This is a genomic window from Enterobacter sp. 01-M-03-SI-ECC (assembly GCF_047530215.1).
Taxonomy (GTDB): domain Bacteria; phylum Pseudomonadota; class Gammaproteobacteria; order Enterobacterales; family Enterobacteriaceae; genus Enterobacter; species Enterobacter chengduensis.
The window spans coordinates 84,002-104,083 of the sequence record NZ_JBLKDA010000012.1; the positions used below are offsets into that span (position 1 = coordinate 84,002).

General features: G+C 57.1%; 19 protein-coding genes. 5 read left to right on the forward strand and 14 right to left on the reverse strand.

Translation table 11 applies throughout. The features are described from left to right. Positions 1-158: 158 nt before the first annotated feature. Complete coding sequence (gene katE / locus ACMWKK_RS13045) at positions 159-2,408, forward strand: catalase HPII (RefSeq protein WP_112780744.1); 2,250 nt, start codon at positions 159-161, stop codon at positions 2,406-2,408. Positions 2,409-2,496: 88 nt separating this feature from the next. Here katE and chbG read toward each other — a convergent pair whose 3' ends face one another. The 7 genes from chbG to osmE all read right to left on the reverse strand — a co-directional run bounded on the left by chbG (position 2,497) and on the right by osmE (position 8,347). Next, complete coding sequence (gene chbG / locus ACMWKK_RS13050; protein WP_112780745.1) at positions 2,497-3,246, reverse strand: chitin disaccharide deacetylase; 750 nt, start codon at positions 3,244-3,246, stop codon at positions 2,497-2,499. 11 nt (positions 3,247-3,257) lie between these two features. Next, entirely contained in the window at positions 3,258-4,613 is a 1,356-nt protein-coding gene (locus ACMWKK_RS13055; RefSeq protein WP_112780746.1) for a 6-phospho-beta-glucosidase, read from the reverse strand. 109 nt (positions 4,614-4,722) lie between these two features. After that, positions 4,723-5,541: a transcriptional regulator ChbR gene (gene chbR / locus ACMWKK_RS13060; protein WP_045327041.1), complete on the reverse strand. Its 819-nt coding sequence runs from the start codon at positions 5,539-5,541 to the stop codon at positions 4,723-4,725. A 29-nt stretch (positions 5,542-5,570) separates the two neighbouring features. Next, positions 5,571-5,918 (reverse strand): PTS N,N'-diacetylchitobiose transporter subunit IIA, encoded by a 348-nt coding sequence (chbA, locus tag ACMWKK_RS13065; RefSeq protein WP_023335359.1) that lies wholly within the window; start codon positions 5,916-5,918, stop codon positions 5,571-5,573. Between the two features lie 47 nt (positions 5,919-5,965). Beyond that, on the reverse strand, positions 5,966-7,324 hold the full coding sequence (chbC, locus tag ACMWKK_RS13070) for a PTS N,N'-diacetylchitobiose transporter subunit IIC (RefSeq protein ID WP_008500675.1): 1,359 nt from the start codon (positions 7,322-7,324) through the stop codon (positions 5,966-5,968). 79 nt (positions 7,325-7,403) lie between these two features. Next, entirely contained in the window at positions 7,404-7,721 is a 318-nt protein-coding gene (gene chbB / locus ACMWKK_RS13075; protein WP_112780747.1) for a PTS N,N'-diacetylchitobiose transporter subunit IIB, read from the reverse strand. Between the two features lie 281 nt (positions 7,722-8,002). After that, positions 8,003-8,347 carry an osmotically-inducible lipoprotein OsmE gene (gene osmE / locus ACMWKK_RS13080; protein WP_032639844.1) on the reverse strand — a complete coding sequence of 115 codons (345 nt, stop codon included), beginning with the start codon at positions 8,345-8,347 and terminating at the stop codon, positions 8,003-8,005. A gap of 232 nt (positions 8,348-8,579) precedes the next feature. Here osmE and nadE point away from each other — a divergent pair, with 232 nt between their 5' ends. Together nadE and cho are read left to right on the forward strand one after the other, a co-directional pair. After that, the gene (nadE, locus tag ACMWKK_RS13085) at positions 8,580-9,404 is read left to right on the forward strand and encodes an ammonia-dependent NAD(+) synthetase (protein ID WP_047716216.1); all 825 of its coding nucleotides are present in this window, start codon (positions 8,580-8,582) and stop codon (positions 9,402-9,404) included. Positions 9,405-9,584: 180 nt separating this feature from the next. Beyond that, complete coding sequence (gene cho, locus ACMWKK_RS13090; protein WP_045327039.1) at positions 9,585-10,463, forward strand: excinuclease Cho; 879 nt, start codon at positions 9,585-9,587, stop codon at positions 10,461-10,463. Here cho and ves read toward each other — a convergent pair. The 7 genes from ves to ACMWKK_RS13125 all read right to left on the reverse strand — a co-directional run bounded on the left by ves (position 10,441) and on the right by ACMWKK_RS13125 (position 18,148). Further along, positions 10,441-10,998 (reverse strand): environmental stress-induced protein Ves, encoded by a 558-nt coding sequence (gene ves, locus ACMWKK_RS13095; RefSeq protein WP_045327038.1) that lies wholly within the window; start codon positions 10,996-10,998, stop codon positions 10,441-10,443. The genes cho and ves overlap by 23 nt on opposite strands. Positions 10,999-11,295: 297 nt before the next feature. Beyond that, complete coding sequence (gene spy, locus ACMWKK_RS13100) at positions 11,296-11,787, reverse strand: ATP-independent periplasmic protein-refolding chaperone Spy (protein WP_045327037.1); 492 nt, start codon at positions 11,785-11,787, stop codon at positions 11,296-11,298. A gap of 337 nt (positions 11,788-12,124) precedes the next feature. Beyond that, on the reverse strand, positions 12,125-13,090 hold the full coding sequence (astE, locus tag ACMWKK_RS13105; RefSeq protein ID WP_112780748.1) for a succinylglutamate desuccinylase: 966 nt from the start codon (positions 13,088-13,090) through the stop codon (positions 12,125-12,127). A gap of 10 nt (positions 13,091-13,100) precedes the next feature. After that, positions 13,101-14,426 (reverse strand): N-succinylarginine dihydrolase, encoded by a 1,326-nt coding sequence (astB, locus tag ACMWKK_RS13110; protein WP_112780749.1) that lies wholly within the window; start codon positions 14,424-14,426, stop codon positions 13,101-13,103. Further along, positions 14,413-15,900 (reverse strand): succinylglutamate-semialdehyde dehydrogenase, encoded by a 1,488-nt coding sequence (astD, locus tag ACMWKK_RS13115; protein WP_112780750.1) that lies wholly within the window; start codon positions 15,898-15,900, stop codon positions 14,413-14,415. The genes astB and astD overlap by 14 nt, the downstream gene beginning before the upstream one ends. Continuing rightward, entirely contained in the window at positions 15,897-16,931 is a 1,035-nt protein-coding gene (gene astA / locus ACMWKK_RS13120) for an arginine N-succinyltransferase (RefSeq protein WP_023311275.1), read from the reverse strand. Before astA ends, astD begins: the two co-directional genes overlap by 4 nt. Next, entirely contained in the window at positions 16,928-18,148 is a 1,221-nt protein-coding gene (locus tag ACMWKK_RS13125) for an aspartate aminotransferase family protein (RefSeq protein ID WP_112780751.1), read from the reverse strand. Before ACMWKK_RS13125 ends, astA begins: the two co-directional genes overlap by 4 nt. A gap of 433 nt (positions 18,149-18,581) precedes the next feature. Here ACMWKK_RS13125 and xthA point away from each other — a divergent pair, with 433 nt between their 5' ends. Both xthA and ACMWKK_RS13135 read left to right on the forward strand, forming a co-directional pair. Beyond that, positions 18,582-19,388 carry an exodeoxyribonuclease III gene (xthA, locus tag ACMWKK_RS13130; RefSeq protein ID WP_045327032.1) on the forward strand — a complete coding sequence of 269 codons (807 nt, stop codon included), beginning with the start codon at positions 18,582-18,584 and terminating at the stop codon, positions 19,386-19,388. Between the two features lie 6 nt (positions 19,389-19,394). Continuing rightward, complete coding sequence (locus ACMWKK_RS13135) at positions 19,395-20,078, forward strand: TVP38/TMEM64 family protein (protein ID WP_112780752.1); 684 nt, start codon at positions 19,395-19,397, stop codon at positions 20,076-20,078. Positions 20,079-20,082 lie beyond the last annotated feature (4 nt).

Below are 20,082 nucleotides of genomic sequence, written 5' to 3' on the forward strand. Positions count from 1 at the left end.
ATGATAGCCGATCCTGCCGCCTTACGTCGCGCCCCGAGTACGTGAGAAAGCGTCTTTTGCCAATAACGTTATGTGAAAACTCTTAGTTCGCGAACCTTCTCGCGACATTGTTCTATCCTTAATAGGGTTTTTAGCAATGGATAAAGGAGAAGCGTGCAATGTCGAACAAAGATAAAACCGATCGATCGCCCATTCATGGCACTGAAGAATCGCAACCGGGAATGGACTCACTCGCGCCTGCTGACGGCTCTCATCAACCTTCACCCGGCCCTTCCGCACCCGGTGAACAGCCTACCGCACCGGGGAGCTTTAAATCACCCGATGTGAAGAACGATAAACTGAAATCCCTTGACCCTCATCGTAAAGGAGGGGAAGGTCATGCGCTGACCACCAATCAGGGCGTGCGCATCGCCGACGATCAGAACTCCCTGCGCGCCGGGAGCCGTGGCCCCACCCTGCTGGAAGACTTTATCCTGCGGGAAAAAATTACCCACTTCGACCACGAGCGGATCCCTGAACGCATCGTCCACGCGCGCGGCTCGGCTGCGCATGGCTACTTCCAGCCCTACAAGAGCCTGAAAGCGATCACTAAAGCGGATTTCCTCTCCGACCCGAAAAAAATCACCCCGGTGTTTGTGCGCTTCTCTACCGTTCAGGGCGGCGCGGGTTCGGCGGATACCGTACGAGATATCCGCGGCTTTGCCACCAAGTTTTATACCGAAGAAGGGATTTTCGATCTGGTGGGCAATAACACCCCGGTGTTCTTCATTCAGGATGCGCATAAATTTCCTGACTTTGTCCATGCGGTAAAACCGGAGCCCCACTGGGCGATACCGCAGGGACAAAGTGCGCACGACACCTTCTGGGACTACGTCTCCCTGCAGCCTGAAACCTTACACAACGTGATGTGGGCGATGTCTGACCGCGGCATTCCGCGCAGCTACCGCACCATGGAAGGGTTTGGTATTCATACCTTCCGCTTGATCAACGCCGAGGGGAAAGCCACGTTTGTCCGCTTCCACTGGAAGCCGGTGGCGGGTAAAGCCTCGCTGGTATGGGATGAAGCGCAGAAGCTGACCGGCCGCGATCCGGACTTCCACCGCCGCGAACTGTGGGAGTCCATTGAAGCGGGCGACTTCCCGGAATACGAACTGGGCCTGCAGCTCATTCCGGAAGAGGACGAATTTAAGTTCGATTTCGATCTGCTTGACCCGACGAAGCTGATCCCGGAAGAGCTGGTGCCGGTTCAGCTGGTGGGCAAAATGGTGCTTAACCGCAACCCGGATAATTTCTTTACCGAAAACGAACAGGTTGCGTTCCACCCGGGGCATATCGTGCCGGGCCTGGATTTCACCAACGATCCGCTCTTGCAGGGACGTTTGTTCTCGTATACCGATACGCAGATCAGCCGTCTTGGCGGACCGAACTTCCACGAAATTCCGATCAACCGCCCCACCTGCCCGTACCACAATTTCCAGCGCGACGGCATGCACCGTCAGGATATTGACACCAACCCGGCGAACTATGAGCCGAACTCCATCAACGATAACTGGCCGCGCGAAACGCCTCCCGCACCAAAACGCGGTGGATTCGAATCCTATCAGGAGCGCGTCGATGGCAATAAAATTCGCGAGCGCAGCCCCTCGTTCGGCGAGTATTACGCCCAGCCTCGCCTGTTCTGGAACAGCCAGACGCCGATTGAGCAACAGCACATCATCGGTGGCTTCAGCTTTGAGCTGAGTAAAGTGGTGCGCACCTACATCCGCGAGCGCGTGGTCGATCAGCTGGCGCATATTGACATCCAGCTTGCCCAGAGCGTCGCGGATAATCTGGGCATTACGCTAACCGACGAGCAGCGTAACCTTGCTCCGCCGAAAGAGGTTAACGGCGTGAAGAAAGATCCGTCGCTGAGCCTGTATGCGGTGCCGGGCGGCTCGATCAAAGGCCGCGTGGTCGCCATTCTGCTGAACGACAGCACCCGCGCCAGCGACGTGCTGGGGATTATGAAGGCGCTGAAAACTCAGGGCGTGCATGCCAATCTGCTCTATTCCCGCATGGGGGAAGTGACCGCCGATGACGGTTCCGTGCTGCCGGTGGCCGCGACGTTTGCCGGTGCGCCATCGCTGACCGTCGATGCGGTGATTGTGCCGTGCGGGGATATTGCCAGCCTGCTGAGCAACGGCGACGCCGTTTATTATCTGCTGGAAGCTTATAAGCACCTGAAACCCATCGCGCTGTCCGGCGACGCGCGCCAGTTTAAGGCGCAGCTGAAGGTGGCCGATAAGGGTGAGGACGGCATTGTCGAGGGCGACAGCGTTGACGATGCCTTCATGACGAAGCTGTTTGAGTTGCTCGCCGCGCACCGCGTCTGGTCGCGCAGCAGCAAGATCGATCAGATCCCGGCGTAAAAAAAAGCCGGGTGGCGCTTGCGCTTACCCGGCCTACTTTCGATTGGTTTTGTAGGCCGGGTAAGGCGTAGCCGCCACCCGGCACTTCTTACAGATCCCCGAACGTCCCCAACCGATACCCACGCTCGGCAATCGCGTATTTCAGCGATGGCGACGTCAGCACGTCCAGCTCCGCCAGTCGCGGCCAGCAGTAGGCGCTTTTACGCACGATGTTGTCGACAAACGCTGGGTGCGCCATCACCTCCAGCGAGGGTTCCCCTCGCGCGGCGGAATCATCCAGCACCTTCAGGAATAGCGCTTCGTCGATCGCCTCGCCGTAAAACGCGCTGCTGAACCCCGCTGTGGTTGTGACGTCGCAGTCCGGCAACCCTTGCACCTCACGATCCACGCGCATCGCCACCCCTTTGCGCCGGGCAAACTCGGCCACCAGCGGGAAAATCGCCGGGATCATGTGCACGTGGTGATGGCTGTCGATATGCGTCGGCGACTTACCAAACAGATCGACGAAGCGGTTGAACTGACAGTCCAGTTCGCGGGCAATCTCTTCGAGCGGCAGAGCGCCCTGCTCCGCCAGTTCCCAAATCCATTTACCCAGCTGGCCGTCGCGCGTCAGGCCCGGCATGGACGAAAGCGGCATCCCGAGCGTCAGCACAAAGTGCATGCCGACGCCAAGCTCCGGCACCTCGCGGCTCAGCTGCGCCGCGTGTTCAACCGCCTCACCATTTACCAGCGCCGTGGTAGAGGTCACAACCCCCCGGCGACAGGCTTCCACAATGCCGTAGTTCTGACCTTTCGACAGGCCAAAATCATCAGCATTAACGATCAGCAGGTGTTCCATTGTGCGTCCTCTTAGTGCTGTTTAAACTTCAGCTTCTCGATCGTGGCGGCAAAATTCGGCAACCATTTTTCATGCGCCAGGATCATCTCGCTGGCCAGCTGCTCCGCATCGCGGTCGGAATGCACCAGCGGGCTAAGGTTCAGCGCCAGCAGTACGTCATTGAGTTCACCGCTTAGCGCCGCGTTGCTTGCCGCCACTTCAAAGCCTTTGATGGTGTGGATCAGCCCCATGACCTTGTCATCGAAGTGGGTGATACGCGGGTGCGGCTTAGCGCCATCGCGTCCCAGGATGCAGGTCATCTCGACGGCCCAGTCAGCCGGGATATTGTCGATATGGCCGTGGTGCGGCACGTTAACATAGTGCTCCGCCTGCTTGTCGTTGTAGATGGCGTTGATCACCTCGCACGCCGCATCGGAGTAGTAGGCCCCGCCGCGCTGCTCCAGCTCTTTCGGTTTGACGTTCAGGTTCGGATCTTTATACAGCTCGAACAGCTGCTTTTCGACCTTCTGCACGATCTGCGCGCGCGCGCCGCCCTTATAGTACTCGCCCATTTCGATGGCCAGCATCTCTTTCTGCTTGAAGTAGTAAAGCAGGTACGAGCAAGGCAGCAGATTCAGCGAGCGGATCAGCCCTTCGCTGAACGGCAGGTCAAAGATGTTTTTCACCGATGCCGCCGTCAGGCGACCGGAGGCCACGCCGTCGAGAAGTTCGGCAAAGCGCGATTTTCCGTTCACGATGACATCTTTAATAAACACCATGTGGTTCAGGCCGAACAGATCGATGGACAGATCGTCGCTGTCGGTCAGCGCCAGCACGTCGCGGATAAACATCTTCATACCGATCGGAATATTACAGACGCCGATAAAACGCTTGAAGCCGGTATGACGATAGACCGCTTCAGTGACCATTCCGGCCGGGTTGGTGAAGTTAATCACCCACGCGTTCGGGCAGATCTCCTGCACGTCTTTAACGATGTCGAAAATCACCGGAATGGTGCGCAGCCCTTTGAACAGGCCGCCCGCGCCGTTGGTCTCCTGACCCAAATAGCCGTGGCTAAGCGGAATACGCTCGTCCAGCTCGCGCGCCTTCAGCTGGCCGACGCGCAGCTGGGTGGTGACGAAATCTGCATCTTTTAGCGCCAGACGACGATCGAGGGTTTTGTGCACGGTCAGCGGCACGCCCGCTTTTTCCACCATGCGCTGGCACAGGTCGAAAATAATATTCAGCTTCTCCTGACCTTCCTCAACGTCCACCAGCCATAATTCGCTGACCGGTAATTCATGATAACGTTTCAGAAAGCCTTCAAGTAATTCCGGGGTATAGCTGCTGCCGCCACCAATGGTTACGACTTTCAATTTCTTTTGCATAATATCTCCCTTAGCGTATCAGGTTAATCGCCTGCAAGGTATAGCGTACTCTTCCCGCTATTTGGGCAAGCCATTAAAGCAATATTCGTGGCGGGTAATCCGCCGAAAGTTAATTAATTACCGTTAAATTTTTCCGGTAACTGTTCGGTGTAAATGACGTTAATTTCTTAAAGGTTTTAATAAACAGGCTGGGGCTGCTGTATCCTGACTCGTAAGCAATATCGGTGACAGAATAGTTAGTAATTTCCAGCTGTTTTTTTGCAAAATTAATGCGGATTTCATTAATAATTTGCACGGGCGTTTTACGATAATAACGCTGCGTCGCTCGGGTCAGATATTCCTGGGACTTGCCCGACAGGGAGACCATATTTTCCAGCGCATTTTCGCTGAACCGGCCTTTATCGTGCATCAGCTCAACGGTGCTGCGCAGCCACTGCGGGATATCATCCGTCACCTGCTGCTCTTCGCGATGATGGCGCAGCCGGTTCATCACGTAGAAGGTCACCGTTTCAATAAACTCATCAAATTCATTGTCGCGGAAGTTAAGCGAGGCGATCACCGTTTCAATCCAGGTCATAAACTCGTTTTTGACTCGATAGACCTGGGAGGCCACAAAGCAGAACGGCACCAGCGGCAGATAGTGCTTCTCGAAGAAGCGTCTGCTGACGCCCACATTCAGAATACGGGTGGCACCAAATTCGTAAAAGCTCTGGTGATAAGATCCCATCGGCAGGAAGACAAAATCCCCCCGCTCCAGCAGGACGCGCTTACCGTTAATCTCCTGGTAGTAGCGACCGGTCAGAACAATCGTGAACTCGTAGTAGTCATGCTGGTGCAGACCGCTGGCGCTCTCCGTCTTGTTGTAGATGACCACGTGAAAATTTTTGCCGTTAAACAGCTGCTGTTCAAGTGCGGTTTTGATTTCCATCGTGCTGACCTCCTGCTACCCAGTCTGACTTACTGCATTTTCTCGTGAAGCTCAATGAGCTCCGCCACCAGCTCGCGCGCCAGCATCGAGGTCATCAGGTGGTCCTGCGCGTGAACCAGCACCAGGCTGACCTTCATCTTGCCTTCGCCCTGATCGCTCTCAATCAGCTTTGTCTGCACCAGGTGCGCTTCGTTCAGCGCCGTGCGGGACTGTTCCATCATGGTTTTCGCGGCGGCGAAATCCCCCTGCTTGGCCTGCTTGAGTGCCGCATAGGCCAGGCTGCGCGCCTGTCCGGAATTGATGATAAGCCCCATCACCACTTCTTCGAGATCGTTCTCAACGGCTTCGTCTGCGACAATACTATCCAAATCTAACATTTTTGAGCTCCTTGTGGCTGGCGCGGGCTTCCCCGCGCCGGTCAATCTTAGAATTTCAGTGAGAGGGCGATATCCTCTTCGCTCTCTTCTTCGTCAATAATGGTGGCGGCTTTGTTGGCAATCGCCACGAACGGCATGTACAGCAGGGTGGCAATCCCGAGGTTGAATATCGCCAGCAGGAAGGCCGCGACGCTGCCGTTGGTGTTGAAGAAGGCGCCCAGACCTGCCGGCATGGTCCACGGTGCAATGTTGGTGACCGGTGGAATGATGCCCATGTAATACGCCGTCAGGGTAATGGCGGCCAGCAGCGGCTGCACCAGGATGAACGGAATGAACATCACCGGGTTCATGATGATTGGCAGACCGAACAGAATCGGTTCGTTAATCTGGAAGATGCCAGACGGCAGCGCCAGCTTCGCAACCTGACGGTAGTCAGCACGACGAGAGACAATAAAGACCGCGATGATCAGACCCAAGGTCGCCCCGGTACCGCCCAGGAAGATATAGGAGTCAAGCATCGGCTTCGCCCACACATGGAAGGTTTTACCCGCCGCCAGCGCCGCGTCAACGGAGCCGTACTGCTGGTAAAGCGCGACGTTTTCCAGTGCCCAGGGGGTCATAATCCCGCTGTCCAGCGCGGCCAGTGCCAGTGAACCATGCACGCCAAAGAACCACAGCAGAGAGGTGAAAATCACATACGCCCAACCGACCACGCCACCCATCGACGCCAGCGGCGTAGAGATAGAGTCCATAATGATCTGGTGGAAGTTTGTGCCCCAGTGGGAGAGCGCCCAGGCGATAATCCCCATAATGGAGAGAATAATAAAGCCTGGAATCAACGCGGAAAATGAACGAGAAACGGAAGCCGGCACGCTATCCGGCAGGCGGATAACCCAGTTGCGACGGATAATAAAGGTAAACATCTCCGCGACCACCAGACCGATAACAATACCGGAGATGATGTTAGCGCCACCCAGCCAGTTGGCGCCGACGGCGTAGGCTTCCCCCACGCTGTAAGGCGTCACGGTCATGAAGGCGGCGACGGATAATAACCCGGCGGCCAGCGGATCCACCTTACGCTCTTCTGCCAGCGCCATCCCAATAAAGAAAGGCGCCATCAGCGACATTATCCCTAACGTACCGTTATAGACGTTGCCGCCGATGGCTTTAAAACCATTAAGGGTTTCAATTGTTGAAGCGTCTAACCGAATGCCTAATGAATAAAAGAAGGATCCTTCACCAAAGCTCAGAAAAACGTTGTTAATTAAAACGAACATGGCCCCGGCCAGCGTCAACGGCATTAATTTAATAAAGCCGTTTTTGATGGCGTTAACGTGAGGCTGCTTTCCTATTTTAACAGCAAAAGGAAGGAGTACCTTTTCAAGTGAAGCGATGACTTTACTCATAGGTAAATACCCTTAAATGCCGTAACGCATGTTACGGCGTATTGTGTGTGAAATAGCTCTTTGACGGGAAAAATAAAAATTAATTAGCAGCTTTTTTAATGGCTGCCACAGCAGCTTTAAGAACACCTAAACCATCAATCTTGCCGTACAGCCCGGAGTCAATCACTTCGACCGGTTTATTCGGTAACAGTCGCTGAATTTCTGGCAACATATAGGCAATTTGCGGCCCCAGTAAAACAACATCGGCGGTCTGGCCTTTTTCGCCCGCCAGCGTCTCTGGAAACGCTTCAATCACCACGGGGACTTCATACTTTTCAGCCTGTGCACGCATCCTGGACACCAGAAGCGACGTTGACATGCCCGCTGAGCAGAACAGGTAGATATGTTTCTTTTCCATCGTAATTTCCCTCTTGTCTGACTACCTGCCATCGCGCTATCACTCGACTCGCTGTCCCGGCAGACAGGTAGCTTGCGTACTGTTGTTTATCGTTGGAGTGAGTATACGCAATGGTACAGACGGGGGATAATTCTGAACAGACTGAAATTGTCTCTCATTGACCTGGCTTGTTGACTCCCTTCACATTTCGGGCAAATAATTCGCGCAAAGAAATAAGATTTTATGATGCATAAAAAAACCGGCCCAAAGGCCGGTTAGTTAACATCCTCAGGCAAGCAGGGTTACTGCGCCTTAGGTGCCTGCGGATCGGTGTCGTATTCAGCGCAGGTCTGGTAACCGGAGTTCATCACATGACCGGTATTATCCAGCGCGACAAAGTAGGTTTCTGCCTTACCATCACGTTGACCCAGGATATAGGTCTGGCAGGTCCCTTTCGCATGAATCATTGTTATTTCAGACGAAGGTTTACCGGCGATCGCAGCCACCTGCGAACGGGTCATCCCTTTTTTGACGTCTTTTACGACGGGTTGGGTAAACTGATCCTTGGTGCGATCGTAAGCCGTACACCCTGCCAGCATAGTCAGTACCGCCGCTGCGCTAAGAATTCCTGCTACGTTCTTGTTCATATTCCGTCCTCTTGTTTATCAGCGTGTTATCTAAGCATGGGATAAAAAATACTATTGTTCAACTTTGCGAGTTCCGCCAGACGAATTTCGGAAAATTCTAATAAAACAACGATAACCTGCTAAATCGGCGCAAATTAGCGCACTCGAAACTGTGATCCTTGTCGTTTCTCGCCCAAAGGGTTAGTTTTAACAGCTAACACATTCTGTTTATGTACTGCATATGGAGGGCGTGATGGCTCTGCAACAAGAGATTATTCAGGCGCTGGGCGCGAAGCCCACGGTAGATGCACACGAAGAGATCCGCCGCAGCGTGGATTTTTTAAAATCGTACTTAAAAAAGAACGCTTTCCTGAAATCCCTGGTGCTGGGCATCAGCGGCGGCCAGGACTCCACCCTGACCGGTAAACTCTGCCAGATGGCAATTTCAGAGCTTCGCGAAGAGACGGGCGACGAGACGCTGCAGTTTATCGCCGTACGTCTTCCTTACGGCGTACAGGCGGACGAGCAGGATTGCCAGGATGCGATTGCCTTCATTCAGCCTGACCGCGTGCTCACCGTTAATATTAAAGGCTCAGTGCTGGCCAGCGAGCAGGCGCTTCGCGAAGCGGGCATTGAACTGAGCGATTTTGTTCGCGGCAACGAGAAAGCCCGCGAGCGCATGAAAGCGCAGTACAGCATCGCCGGGATGACCAAAGGCGTTGTGGTCGGTACCGACCATGCGGCAGAAGCGATCACCGGTTTCTTCACCAAATATGGCGACGGCGGCACCGACATTAACCCGATCTTCCGCCTGAACAAGCGTCAGGGTAAGCAGCTGCTTGCCGCGCTGGGCTGCCCAGAGCATCTTTATAAGAAAGCGCCGACAGCGGACCTTGAGGACGATCGCCCTTCCCTGCCGGATGAAGCGGCCCTTGGCGTCACCTACGACAACATTGATGATTATCTGGAAGGCAAAAAGCTGGATGAAGGCACCGCGAAGATCATCGAAGGCTGGTATCTGAAAACCGAGCACAAGCGCCACACGCCGATCACGGTGTTTGATGATTTTTGGAAATAAACGCAAAACGGTAACCCAGGTTACCGTTTTTTGTGTTTGCGCCCTCTCCCGTGGGAGAGGGTTGGGGTGAGGGCAACAGACCATACGATCTGGCCGGGTAAGGCGTCGCCGCCACCCGGCTCTTTTTTAACCACCACACACCTGCTACACTGTATGCCTGAACAGTATACGGAGTGATATGTGAGCAGGCGTCAATCCGCCCCGCGTCTTGAGTTTGAAGCGGCGGCTATCTATGAATATCCCGAGCACCTTCGCCCCTGGCTTGAGGCGCTGCCTAAACAGCCGGGCGTGTACATCTTTCACGGCGAAAGCGACACCCTGCCGCTCTATATCGGCAAGAGCGTGAACATTCGCAGCAGGGTGCTATCCCATCTTCGCACGCCGGACGAGGCCGCCATGCTGCGCCAGTCGCGACGGATTACCTGGTTCCAGACGGCGGGAGAAATGGGCGCGCTGTTGCTGGAAGCGCGGCTGATAAAAGAACAACAGCCGCTGTTCAACAAGCGCCTGCGCCGCAATCGTCAGCTCTGCTCCCTGCAGATAAACGAGGGCAAGCCGCAGGTCGTCTACGCGCGCGAGGTCGATTTTTCTCATGCCCCAAATCTCTACGGGCTGTTCGCCAACAAACGTGCCGCGCTTCAGGCGCTGCAGACCCTGGCGGACGAGCTGCAGCTTTGCTATAGCCTTTTGGGTTTAGAGGGCACCACGCGCGGGCGCGCCTGTTTCCGCTCCGCCCTGAAGCGCTGCGCCGGTGCCTGCTGCGGAAAAGAGAGCGTTGAGGCGCACCACGCCCGGCTCCTTGACGGTCTGGCAGCCATCAGCGTGAACTGCTGGCCCTGGGAAGGTGCCGTTGCGCTAAAAGAAGTGGGTGAGACGATGACCCAGTATCACATCGTCAACAACTGGCTCTGGCTGGGCGCTGTCGATGACATCAACGACGCAGCAACCCTGCTGCGCACGCCCGCCGGATTTGACCACGATGGCTACAAAATTCTCTGTAAACCGGTATTAGCCGGCAAGTTTGAGATCGTTGTGCTTAATGACCCGGCAGCCACGTGATTTCGCTGAACAATAAGGTGCCCTGAGACTCGAGCAGACGCAGCGTGTGGGTCCCCTCCTGCCAGCTGGCGCCCTGATCGGCCGTCAGCAATTTATCGCCCAGCTGCCACGCCCCGCTTAACACGAACACCACGCCCCCGCGTGAGCCAAGGGTGGTAAAGGTTCGGTCAGCAACCCGCACCTTTGCCTGGCAGCAGTCGCGCCGGGTCATGATGTTAAAGTCCATCGCCATCCGCCCATCCGACAGCAGCGCTTTGACCGGTAAATCACCGGCAAAACTGTAGGGCTGATGGTGCTTCAGGGTATGAAAGAACGCCTGACCGGCATCCAGCGTCACCTCCCCGCCTTCAAGTAGCGTAATAACCCGATCGACGCCGGGAAAGGCGGAGAATTCGCCGTTGCTGGCGATAGTCGCGATACTGGCCCGCCAGTGAAAATCCCGCGTCGCGGGCGGGAAGCAGCAAATCTCACGCGTTTCACCCGCACCATTGCGCCAGAGGCTGACCGGCATCTTACGGATATCAAAGAACTCCATCACCACTCCTGAATGGCACAACCCGTGCCAGGGCAACGATATCGCTATCGTTGCTGTCTTGTTTGTTATCGTTAGGTAGCTACAGACACAGTATCGGCAGCAGAGCGGGCAGGCCTTAGCGGAACGTTAATAAAAATTCTAACGCCATGACTCTACACACATTCTCTGATGGGACTACAGGAGCATACCGCGCTGGCGGCGGCAGGCAAGAGGGTAGAAAAGAAAAACCGCCGGTCCTGTCCACAGCGTTTGCGCTTTTGTGGACAGGATCCCGGCGGTCTTAAGAGAGTGAACCGATTATTCGGTTGGTGCTGGCATTTTACCTTCCATCGCCGGACGTTCTGTCAGACGCTTCTCAAAATTCGCATTAAATTGTTTTTTCTGTTCCGGGGTCAGAACGTTGTAGATCTTGTTCTGGGTTTCCATGTGGGCCAGCATGCGGGCTTTATGCTGCTCGGCCATTTTGTCGATCTGCGCTTCGGCTTTCGCCTTGTCGAAGCTGTCGCTGGCGATGATGTCATGCATCGCACGACGCTCTTCCAGCGGCGGACGTTTCATCTGGTCGCGTTCGCCCTTACGGATGTCGCGGATCTGCTGTTTCTGCGCATCCGTCAGGTTGAGATCCTTAAACATCATCATCTCGTTGTGCATACCCGGGCCTTTATGATGCATCATCATTTTACCTTCAGCAGGCGCGGCAGTGGTGGTCGCAGTATCTGCGGCGAACGCCATGCTGGTAGCGCCCAGAGCCAGGGTAGAAGCAACAAACAGTGCAGTAAACTTACGCATAATTTATTTCCTTTCTTTCAGTTATTCTTCGGCGCTATGCCGTGTTGACGAGATTAACTTTACGGGGTTTATCGTCAATTAGTCAGAGCAACGGTAAAACAATGAAAGTGTAAAAAACAAATTTTCGCCAAATGTGGAGGAAATAAGGATAAAGCGTGGAGAGTTGCAACTAAAAATATTCAATGCGATGATTTTAAAGCGATTTAGCCGGAGTATAGCGAAGTGAAGGTGAATAATAAAGCAATTCACCAGGAATATTCTGCAAAACACGCGTAGGCGCTTAAATCGTTAAGAAAAATATTTAGCTTCCCCTCCCGGATGATGAGAGGGGAAAGGTTCAGGATATTTTTTCCAGCATCAGTCCGGCACGCAGGCCAAACGCCACGGAGGGGTTAGGGAATAAAACATACTCGGTGGTTTTCTGCACCTCGTACCGTTCATCACCATCCTCCGCCAGCAGCGCCCCTTTGCGAAACGGCGTGAAGTTCAGGGTATGGGCGGCCATGTGAAGCAGGAAGGCGTCGCTGCGCCGCGTAATCTGCTGTACAACCCGATACCGCTCAACGGGCTGATGCGCGTGCTCGGGAGCGGTTCCGCCCAGCAGCGCCCGCAGGGCAAGATGCGTTGGCGCAAAGCGGGTGAGCTCGTTTTGCCCAAACGGCAGCGCTTTTCCCAGCTCCAGCGTACAGGCCAGCGCGCCGAAGTTCTCGCAGGTAAAGTGGGTAAAGGTTCCGCCCGGCGACTGGTGGAACACCAGCGCCTCCAGCCCGGCGTCCCCCAGCCAGCTCAGGAAATCTTCCTCCCACGGCTGATTGCGCTGCGGCAGAACGCCGAAGCGGACATGGTAGGACGCGCGGATGGCCGTATGCAGATCCAGATGCCAGCGCGCGGGCCCCGCAGCGGCAAAAAACGCGGTTACCACATTCTCCAGCCACGCTGCCCGCGCCGTTTCGTCACTTTGCGGAAACTGCGCCCAGCGCCCGCCGAACATGCGGTTAAGGTCGCTGACCAGGTAGCGTTTGTTTTGCGCGAGCGCGGGCGGATTGCCGAGCACCACCAGCACGCGGCACGTCAGGGCAATCTCATTGCGGTACAGCGCGCGCAGCAGCAGATCGACAATCTCGACGGGTGCCGTTTCGTTCCCGTGGATGCCCGTTGAAAGCAGCAGCGAAAGATCGCTTTTTGCGCCCGGCGTCAGCTCAAGCACCCCGCGCCCCAGCCACCGCCAGCGAAAGGAGGGGCCCTCGCCCTCCTTCTGTTCCGGCGTCTCATCGGCCAGGGTCAGCGCCAGTAAGTTTTCCATATCCACTCCTTTAGCGCTGGAACGGATAAACCGATCCCAGCTGCAGGATTGTCGATAACGCGTCCAGCGCCTCGCGACCTTCACGCAGAAGCTGAGGGTCAACCAGATCGGCCTGCGTCAGGCGGTCGCGATAGTAGCGATCGACCCAGTCATTCAGCCGCGTAAAGAGCGTGTCGTTCATCATCACCGCCGGATTAACCGCCTGCATCTCGTTCTGAGTTAATACCACGCGCAGACGTAAGCAGGCGGGCCCTCCGCCGTTGGCCATGCTTTCGCGCAGATCAAACACGCGCAGTTCATCAATCGGGTTATCGGCCTTCACCAGCTCCGTCAGGTAGCGCCACACGCCCTGATGATCCCGGGACTCCTGCGGCAGGACCAGCATCATGCTGCCGTCGTCGCGGCTGAGCAGCTGGCTATTGAACAGATACGTTTCGACCGCGTCCTGCACGCTCACCGCCTCCGTTGGCACCTGAACAGGGGTAAAGCCGCGCACGCGCTCGTGCAGCGTGGCGAGCAGCTTGTCCTGGTGGGCAAACGCCTGCTCGTGGCAGAACAGCACCTGGCGGTTGGAGACGGCAATGACGTCGTTATGGAACACCCCCTGGTCGATCACATGCGGGTTCTGCTGGGCGAAAACCACCTGGGAAGGATTGACCTGGTTGAGGCGGGCAACCGCCTGGCTGGCCGCCCGCGTTTGACGTGCGGGATAGCGGGTTGGCGCGGCGTTCCCCCCCTCTTCTCGCCCGTAGATAAACAGCTGCAGCCCCGGCTCGCCATAATCGCCCCCCAGGCGGTTATGGTTGGCCGCGCCTTCGTCGCCAAACATCGCCACCTGCGGCAGGGCCTGATGCACCGCAAAATGGGCGTCATGGCTGAAAATGGCGCGCAGCACGCGCTCGGTGGTTTCCGCTTCGGTGGCGCGGTGGAATTTATTGTTCAGGTTCGCCACCGTCAGATGGACTTTGCCATCCAGCGTATCGGCTGACGGCGCAACGGTCGCGGCGTTTGCGACCCACATTGAGGAGGCCGAGCTTGCCGCCGAGAGCAGGTGCGGCGTCTGCGTACCCGCTTTTTCAACCACCTGCTCATCGGTGCCGCTAAAGCCGAGCTGACGCAGCACCGCCACGTTCGGGCGCTCCTGCGGCGGGATCACCGCCTGCGGAAAGCCGGCATCCGCCAGCGCCTTCATTTTCAATAGCCCCTGCTTCGCCGCCAGCTTCGGATTAGAGACCTGAAAGCGGTGCTTCGTCGAGGCTTCATTACCAAAAGAGAGACCGGCGTAGTGGTGGGTCAGCCCCACCAGCCCGTCAAAGTTGACTTCACGCGCTTTCATGACGATCCCCTCCGGTAAAGTCCAGCCCCGGATTAAGCGTCTCCGGCAGCGTCAGCGCCGGGGTTTCCAGGCTCGCCATCGGCCACGCACAGTAATCGGCGGCATACCACGCGCTGGCGCGATGGTTGCCCGACGCGCCCACGCCGCCGAACGGCGCGGTGCTCGCGGCCCCGGTCAGCGGCTTATTCCAGTTGACAATCCCGGCGCGCGCTTCCAGCAGCAGTTGATCAAACTTCTCGCGCTGCGGCGAAATCAGCCCGCTCGACAGGCCGTAGCGGGTGTTATTCGCCATCGCAATGGCCGCATCAAAATCGTCATAGCGCCAGACGCACAGCAGCGGGCCAAAGACCTCTTCATCCGGCACGCTGTTCGCACCGCTCATCTCGACGATGCCCGGCGTCAGCAGCGAGGTACCCGGCTGAACCGGCTTCGGCTCCAGCAGGGTTTTCGCGCCGCGCGCGACGTGGTCCTGCCAGGCCTTCAGCACGTTCTGCGCGGCCTGTTCGGAAATCAGCCCGCCGATAAACGGCTGCGGATCGGCATCCCACGCGGCCGGCACCAGGCGCGCGCTCACCTCGACCAGACGCTTCAGGAAGGCATCTCCCTGCGCGCCCCGTTTCACCAGCAGGCGACGGGCGCAGGTGCAGCGCTGTCCGGCGGTAATAAAGGCGGACTGAATCGTCAGGTGCACCGCGGCGTCAATATCATCCGGATCCTCCACAATCAGCGGGTTGTTGCCGCCCATCTCCAGCGCCAGAATTTTCTCCGGCTGCCCCGCCAGCTGGCGGTGCAGCTGATAGCCCGTTCCGGCGCTGCCGGTAAACAGCAGGCCGTCGATATCGCTCAGGGCGCTCAGCGCCTGGCCGGTTTCGCGCCCGCCCTGGACCAGGTTCAGCACGCCCGGCGGCAGGCCAGCCTGTTCCCACAGCTTCACCACCGCCTCGCCGGTTAATGGCGTGAGCTCGCTCGGTTTGAAGATGACGGTATTGCCCGCCAGCAGCGCGGGCACAATGTGGCCATTCGGCAGATGCCCCGGGAAGTTATACGGGCCAAATACCGCCAGCACGCCGTGCGGACGGTGGCGCAGCGTGGCCGCGCCGTCCGGCATCTCGGTGTGCTGTTCGCCGGTGCGGGTGTGGTACGCCTTCACCGAAATGGCGATTTTGTTGATCATCGCCGCCACTTCGGTTGTCGCTTCCCAGCGCGGTTTACTGGTTTCAGACGCGATGATGCGCGTCAGTTCGGCCTTGTTGGCCTCCAGCAGCCCGGCAAACTTTTCAACAATGGCCTGACGCGCGGCGAAAGGCTGTTTTGCCCACGCCGGAAACGCGCGGCGAGCGGCATGGCAGGCTTGTTCTACCTGCCCGGCGCCGGCGTCACGCCCCTTCCACAGAACCTCTTTTCCAACCGGATTGCTCTTTACGCGCTCTTCGCCTTCGCCCGTGACCCAGTCACCGTTAATCCATAATGTCATGCTGTTTTCTCCTCAGGGCAGAGACGCACCAGGCGAACCGTATCGCCGGCGTTACATTTCAGGGCATCCAGTTCTGCAGCCGTCAGGACCAGACGTTCACATTTCGGGTTAGTCCGCACCAGCATGGCGCGGAAGTTGGCGTAATTTTCGTTCGACACCAGACAGGCGGGCCAGTCGCCCGGCGCGGGCTGGCCTTCAGAGACCTCAACCAGACGGCTTTTACGGATGGCGCGAACGCGGTCGATATCGCACTCAAGCGTCGGCCCGCCGTCGAAGATGTCGACATAGTTGCGGTAGCGGAAGCCTTCTTTCTCCAGCACCGCGCGGGCAGGCGCGGTTTGCGGATGCACTTCGCCAATCACCGCCTGCGCTTCCGGGCTGAGGAAATGGGTATAGATAGGATGCTTCGGCATCAGTTCGGCGATAAAGGCTTTCTGGCCGGTGCCGCAGAGATAGTCCGCCCGGCTGAACTCCATCGAGAAGAAGCGCTCGCCCAGGCTCTCCCAGAACGGCGAGTAGCCGGTGTCGTCGATCACGCCGCGCATCTCGGCGACCACTTTCTCGTTAAAGCGATCGCGGAAGGCGGCCATAAACATAAAGCGCGATTTGGAGAGCAGATAGCCGTTGCCCTCTTTGCGCCACGCCGGGTCGAGGAACAGCGTGCACAGCTCGCTCGCCCCCGTGTGGTCATTACAGAGAAACAGCGTGGGCAGCGCGTTATAGACGTTCAGCTCTTTCGAGGCGTGAACCATGGTGCCGACGCGGTAGTTGTACCACGGGTCGTTAAGCCCGACGGCCACTTCGATGGCGCAGATCCCGGCCACGGTTCCCGTGTCGGTGTCTTCCAGCACGAACACATAGCCCTGTTCGCTTTTTGGCAACGTCCCCTGCCAGGTTTGCAGGGCGCGCTCAATGCGCGCCGACAGCGTTTTTTCATCGGCAGGAAGCGAGGTCAGCCCGCCTCCCGTCTTACCGGCAAGCTGCATGAGCCCGGCGAGATCGCCGCGCTCAACGGGACGGATGACCATCATGATGACACCCCGGACTTCACCTTTTCACACGCCAGCGCAAAACGGTCCAGACCGGTTTGCACCTCTTCCTCGCTGACGATCAGCGCGGGCGCAAAACGCACCACGTTGGCACCGGCAATCAGCACCATTACGCCCACTTTTGCCGCTTCCTGTGAAATCAGTTTCGCTTTTCCGGCAAACTCGGCGGTGAGCTCGCAGCCGATTAACAGCCCCAGGCCGCGAATCTCCTTGAACAGCCCGGTCTTGCCGTTGATGGCGTTCAGGCGCTCAACAAACCACTCGTGACGCTGCTTAACGCCCTTAAGCACCTCAGGCGTGTTGATGATGTCGAGCACCTGTCCGGCCACGGCGGTCGCCAGCGGGTTGCCGCCGTAGGTGGTGCCGTGGGTGCCCACGGTCATCACGCTGGCGAATTTATCGGTGGTCAGCGTGGCGCCAATCGGGAAGCCGCCGCCCAGCGCTTTAGCGGTGGAAAGCACGTCCGGCGTCACGCCGTAGTGCATATAGGCATACAGCTCGCCGGTGCGGCCCACGCCGGTCTGCACTTCGTCGAAAATCAGGACCGCGTTGTGACGATCGCACAGCTCGCGCAGCCCCTGCAGGAAGGCTTTTTGCGCCGGAAGCACGCCGCCCTCGCCCTGCATCGGCTCGACGATCACCGCGCAGGTGGTGTCGTTAATCAGCTCGCTGGCGGACTGCAGATCGTTATAAACGCCGTGGCGAATATCCGGCGGCAGCGGGGCGAAATCCTGCGAGTAGGAGGGCTGACCGCCCGCGCTGACGGTAAACAGCGTGCGGCCATGGAAGGCATTTTTAAACGCCACGATGCCGCTCTTGTGGGTTCCAAACTTATCGTGGGCATATTTGCGCGCCAGCTTCAGCGCCGCCTCGTTGGCTTCCGCCCCCGAGTTACAGAAAAAGACCTTCTCCGCAAACGTCGCGTCGATCAGTTTTTTCGCCAGGCGCAGCGCGGGCTCGTTGGTAAAGCCGTTGCCGGTATGCCAGAACTTCGCCGCCTGATCGTTCAGCGCCTGACGCAGCGCCGGGTGCGCATGGCCCAGCGCGTTAACCGCAATCCCACCGGCAAAGTCGATATACTCTTTACCCTGCTGATCCCACAGGCGCGAGCCTTCCCCACGAACCGGAATAAAAGCCGCCGGGGCGTAAACCGGCATCATCCATTCATCGAAATTTTCACGCGTAATTGACAGAGACATAGCGACCTCATCCGGTAAATAAAAAGTTATTTGAATGTTAAATAATTGAGTGTTTGCACTGTGAATGTAGATTGCAGACTTCGTGCCAGCCAGCGATAAAAATGCATAAACGGGTTGAGGTAACAGAATATCAACAAGTTACAACATGGAGTTATTCACTGTTAGTGCATAAAAAGTGAATATTTTTACGACAAGCGGCGCTTTGCCGCATGAAAATCAGAAAGAGTATGCAGAGGCCAAATATAATTCTGGAATTGTGATCGCTCGCGAAATTTATCGTCCATTTATGCTCCGTTGGGGGGCGAAGCGCGTCAGAATGGTGCAAATATTGCACCACCGGCATTATCTGTTGCAGTTATTGGCCATACCCGGTAACAGATGACGCAAATTCTGCTACCATCCTTGCACTATTCACCTTGCACTGGCAGCGACTATGAAATTTGTCTCTTTTAATATCAACGGCCTGCGTGCCCGCCCCCATCAGCTTGAAGCTATCGTTGAGCAACATCAGCCTGATGTGATCGGCCTGCAGGAGACAAAGGTTCACGACGACATGTTCCCCCTCGAAGAGGTGGCAAAACTCGGCTACAACGTCTTCTATCACGGACAAAAAGGTCACTATGGCGTCGCGCTGCTGACCAAAGAGACGCCGGTTTCCGTACGTCGCGGCTTCCCGGGCGACGGTGAAGAAGCGCAGCGCCGCATCATCATGGCGGAAGTGCCTTCCGCGCTTGGGAATATCACGGTGATTAACGGCTATTTCCCGCAGGGCGAGAGCCGTGACCACGAGACAAAATTCCCGGCCAAAGCGAAGTTTTATCAGGATCTGCAGAACTACCTGACCACCGAGCTCAAAAAAGAGAATCCGGTGCTGATCATGGGCGACATGAACATCAGCCCGACGGATCTCGATATCGGTATCGGCGAGGAGAACCGCAAGCGCTGGCTGCGCACCGGCAAATGCTCCTTCCTGCCGGAAGAGCGTGAGTGGATGGAGCGCCTGCTGGGCTGGGGCCTGGTGGATACGTTCCGCAATGCCAACCCGGAAACGCAGGACCGCTTCTCCTGGTTTGACTACCGCTCCAAAGGCTTTGACGACAACCGTGGCCTGCGTATCGACCTTCTGCTGGCCAGCTCGCCGCTGGCCGAGCGCTGCGTCGAAACCGGGATCGACTACGACATCCGCAGCATGGAAAAACCGTCTGACCACGCGCCGGTGTGGGCTAAATTCAAGCTGTAATGACGCGTGAACATTCGAAAAACACTCTTCCTGTGCGCCCTTCTGGGCGCATTTATTCTGACGTTTGTCATGCTTCCCCCGGACGCGCTCTCCCTGGAAGGGATTAAAGCGCACCAGCAGGCACTCCTCTCCCATGTTGACCACGCGCCACTGCAAAGCGCGCTGATCTTTTTTGCGGTCTATGCGGCGGTTTCCGCCCTGTCGATTCCCGGCGCGGCGGTCCTGACCCTGCTGGGCGGGGCATTGTTTAGCCTGTGGGAAGGCACCGTGCTGGTGTCGTTTGCCTCCACGCTTGGGGCCACGCTGGCGATGCTTGCCAGCCGCTACCTGCTGCGCGACGGTGTCCAGCGGCGGTTTGCCCAGCAGATGAAAACGGTCAATGCCGGTATGGCCCGTGACGGCGCGGGCTATCTTTTCGCCCTGCGCCTGATGCCGCTGTTCCCGTTTTTCCTGGTGAATTTACTGATGGGCCTCACCCGCATTAGCGTATACCGCTACTGGTGGGTCAGCCAGGTTGCCATGCTGCCCGCCACGGTTGTCTTTCTCAACGCCGGGCGCGAGCTGGGGAAGGTGTCATCGCTGCGCGATATTTTGTCGCCGGGCATGGTATTCGCCTTTACACTACTGGGGTTATTGCCGCTGGCTACGCGCTGGCTCTTTTCCCGTTACACCTCTTCGTTCAAAAAGTGAGGCA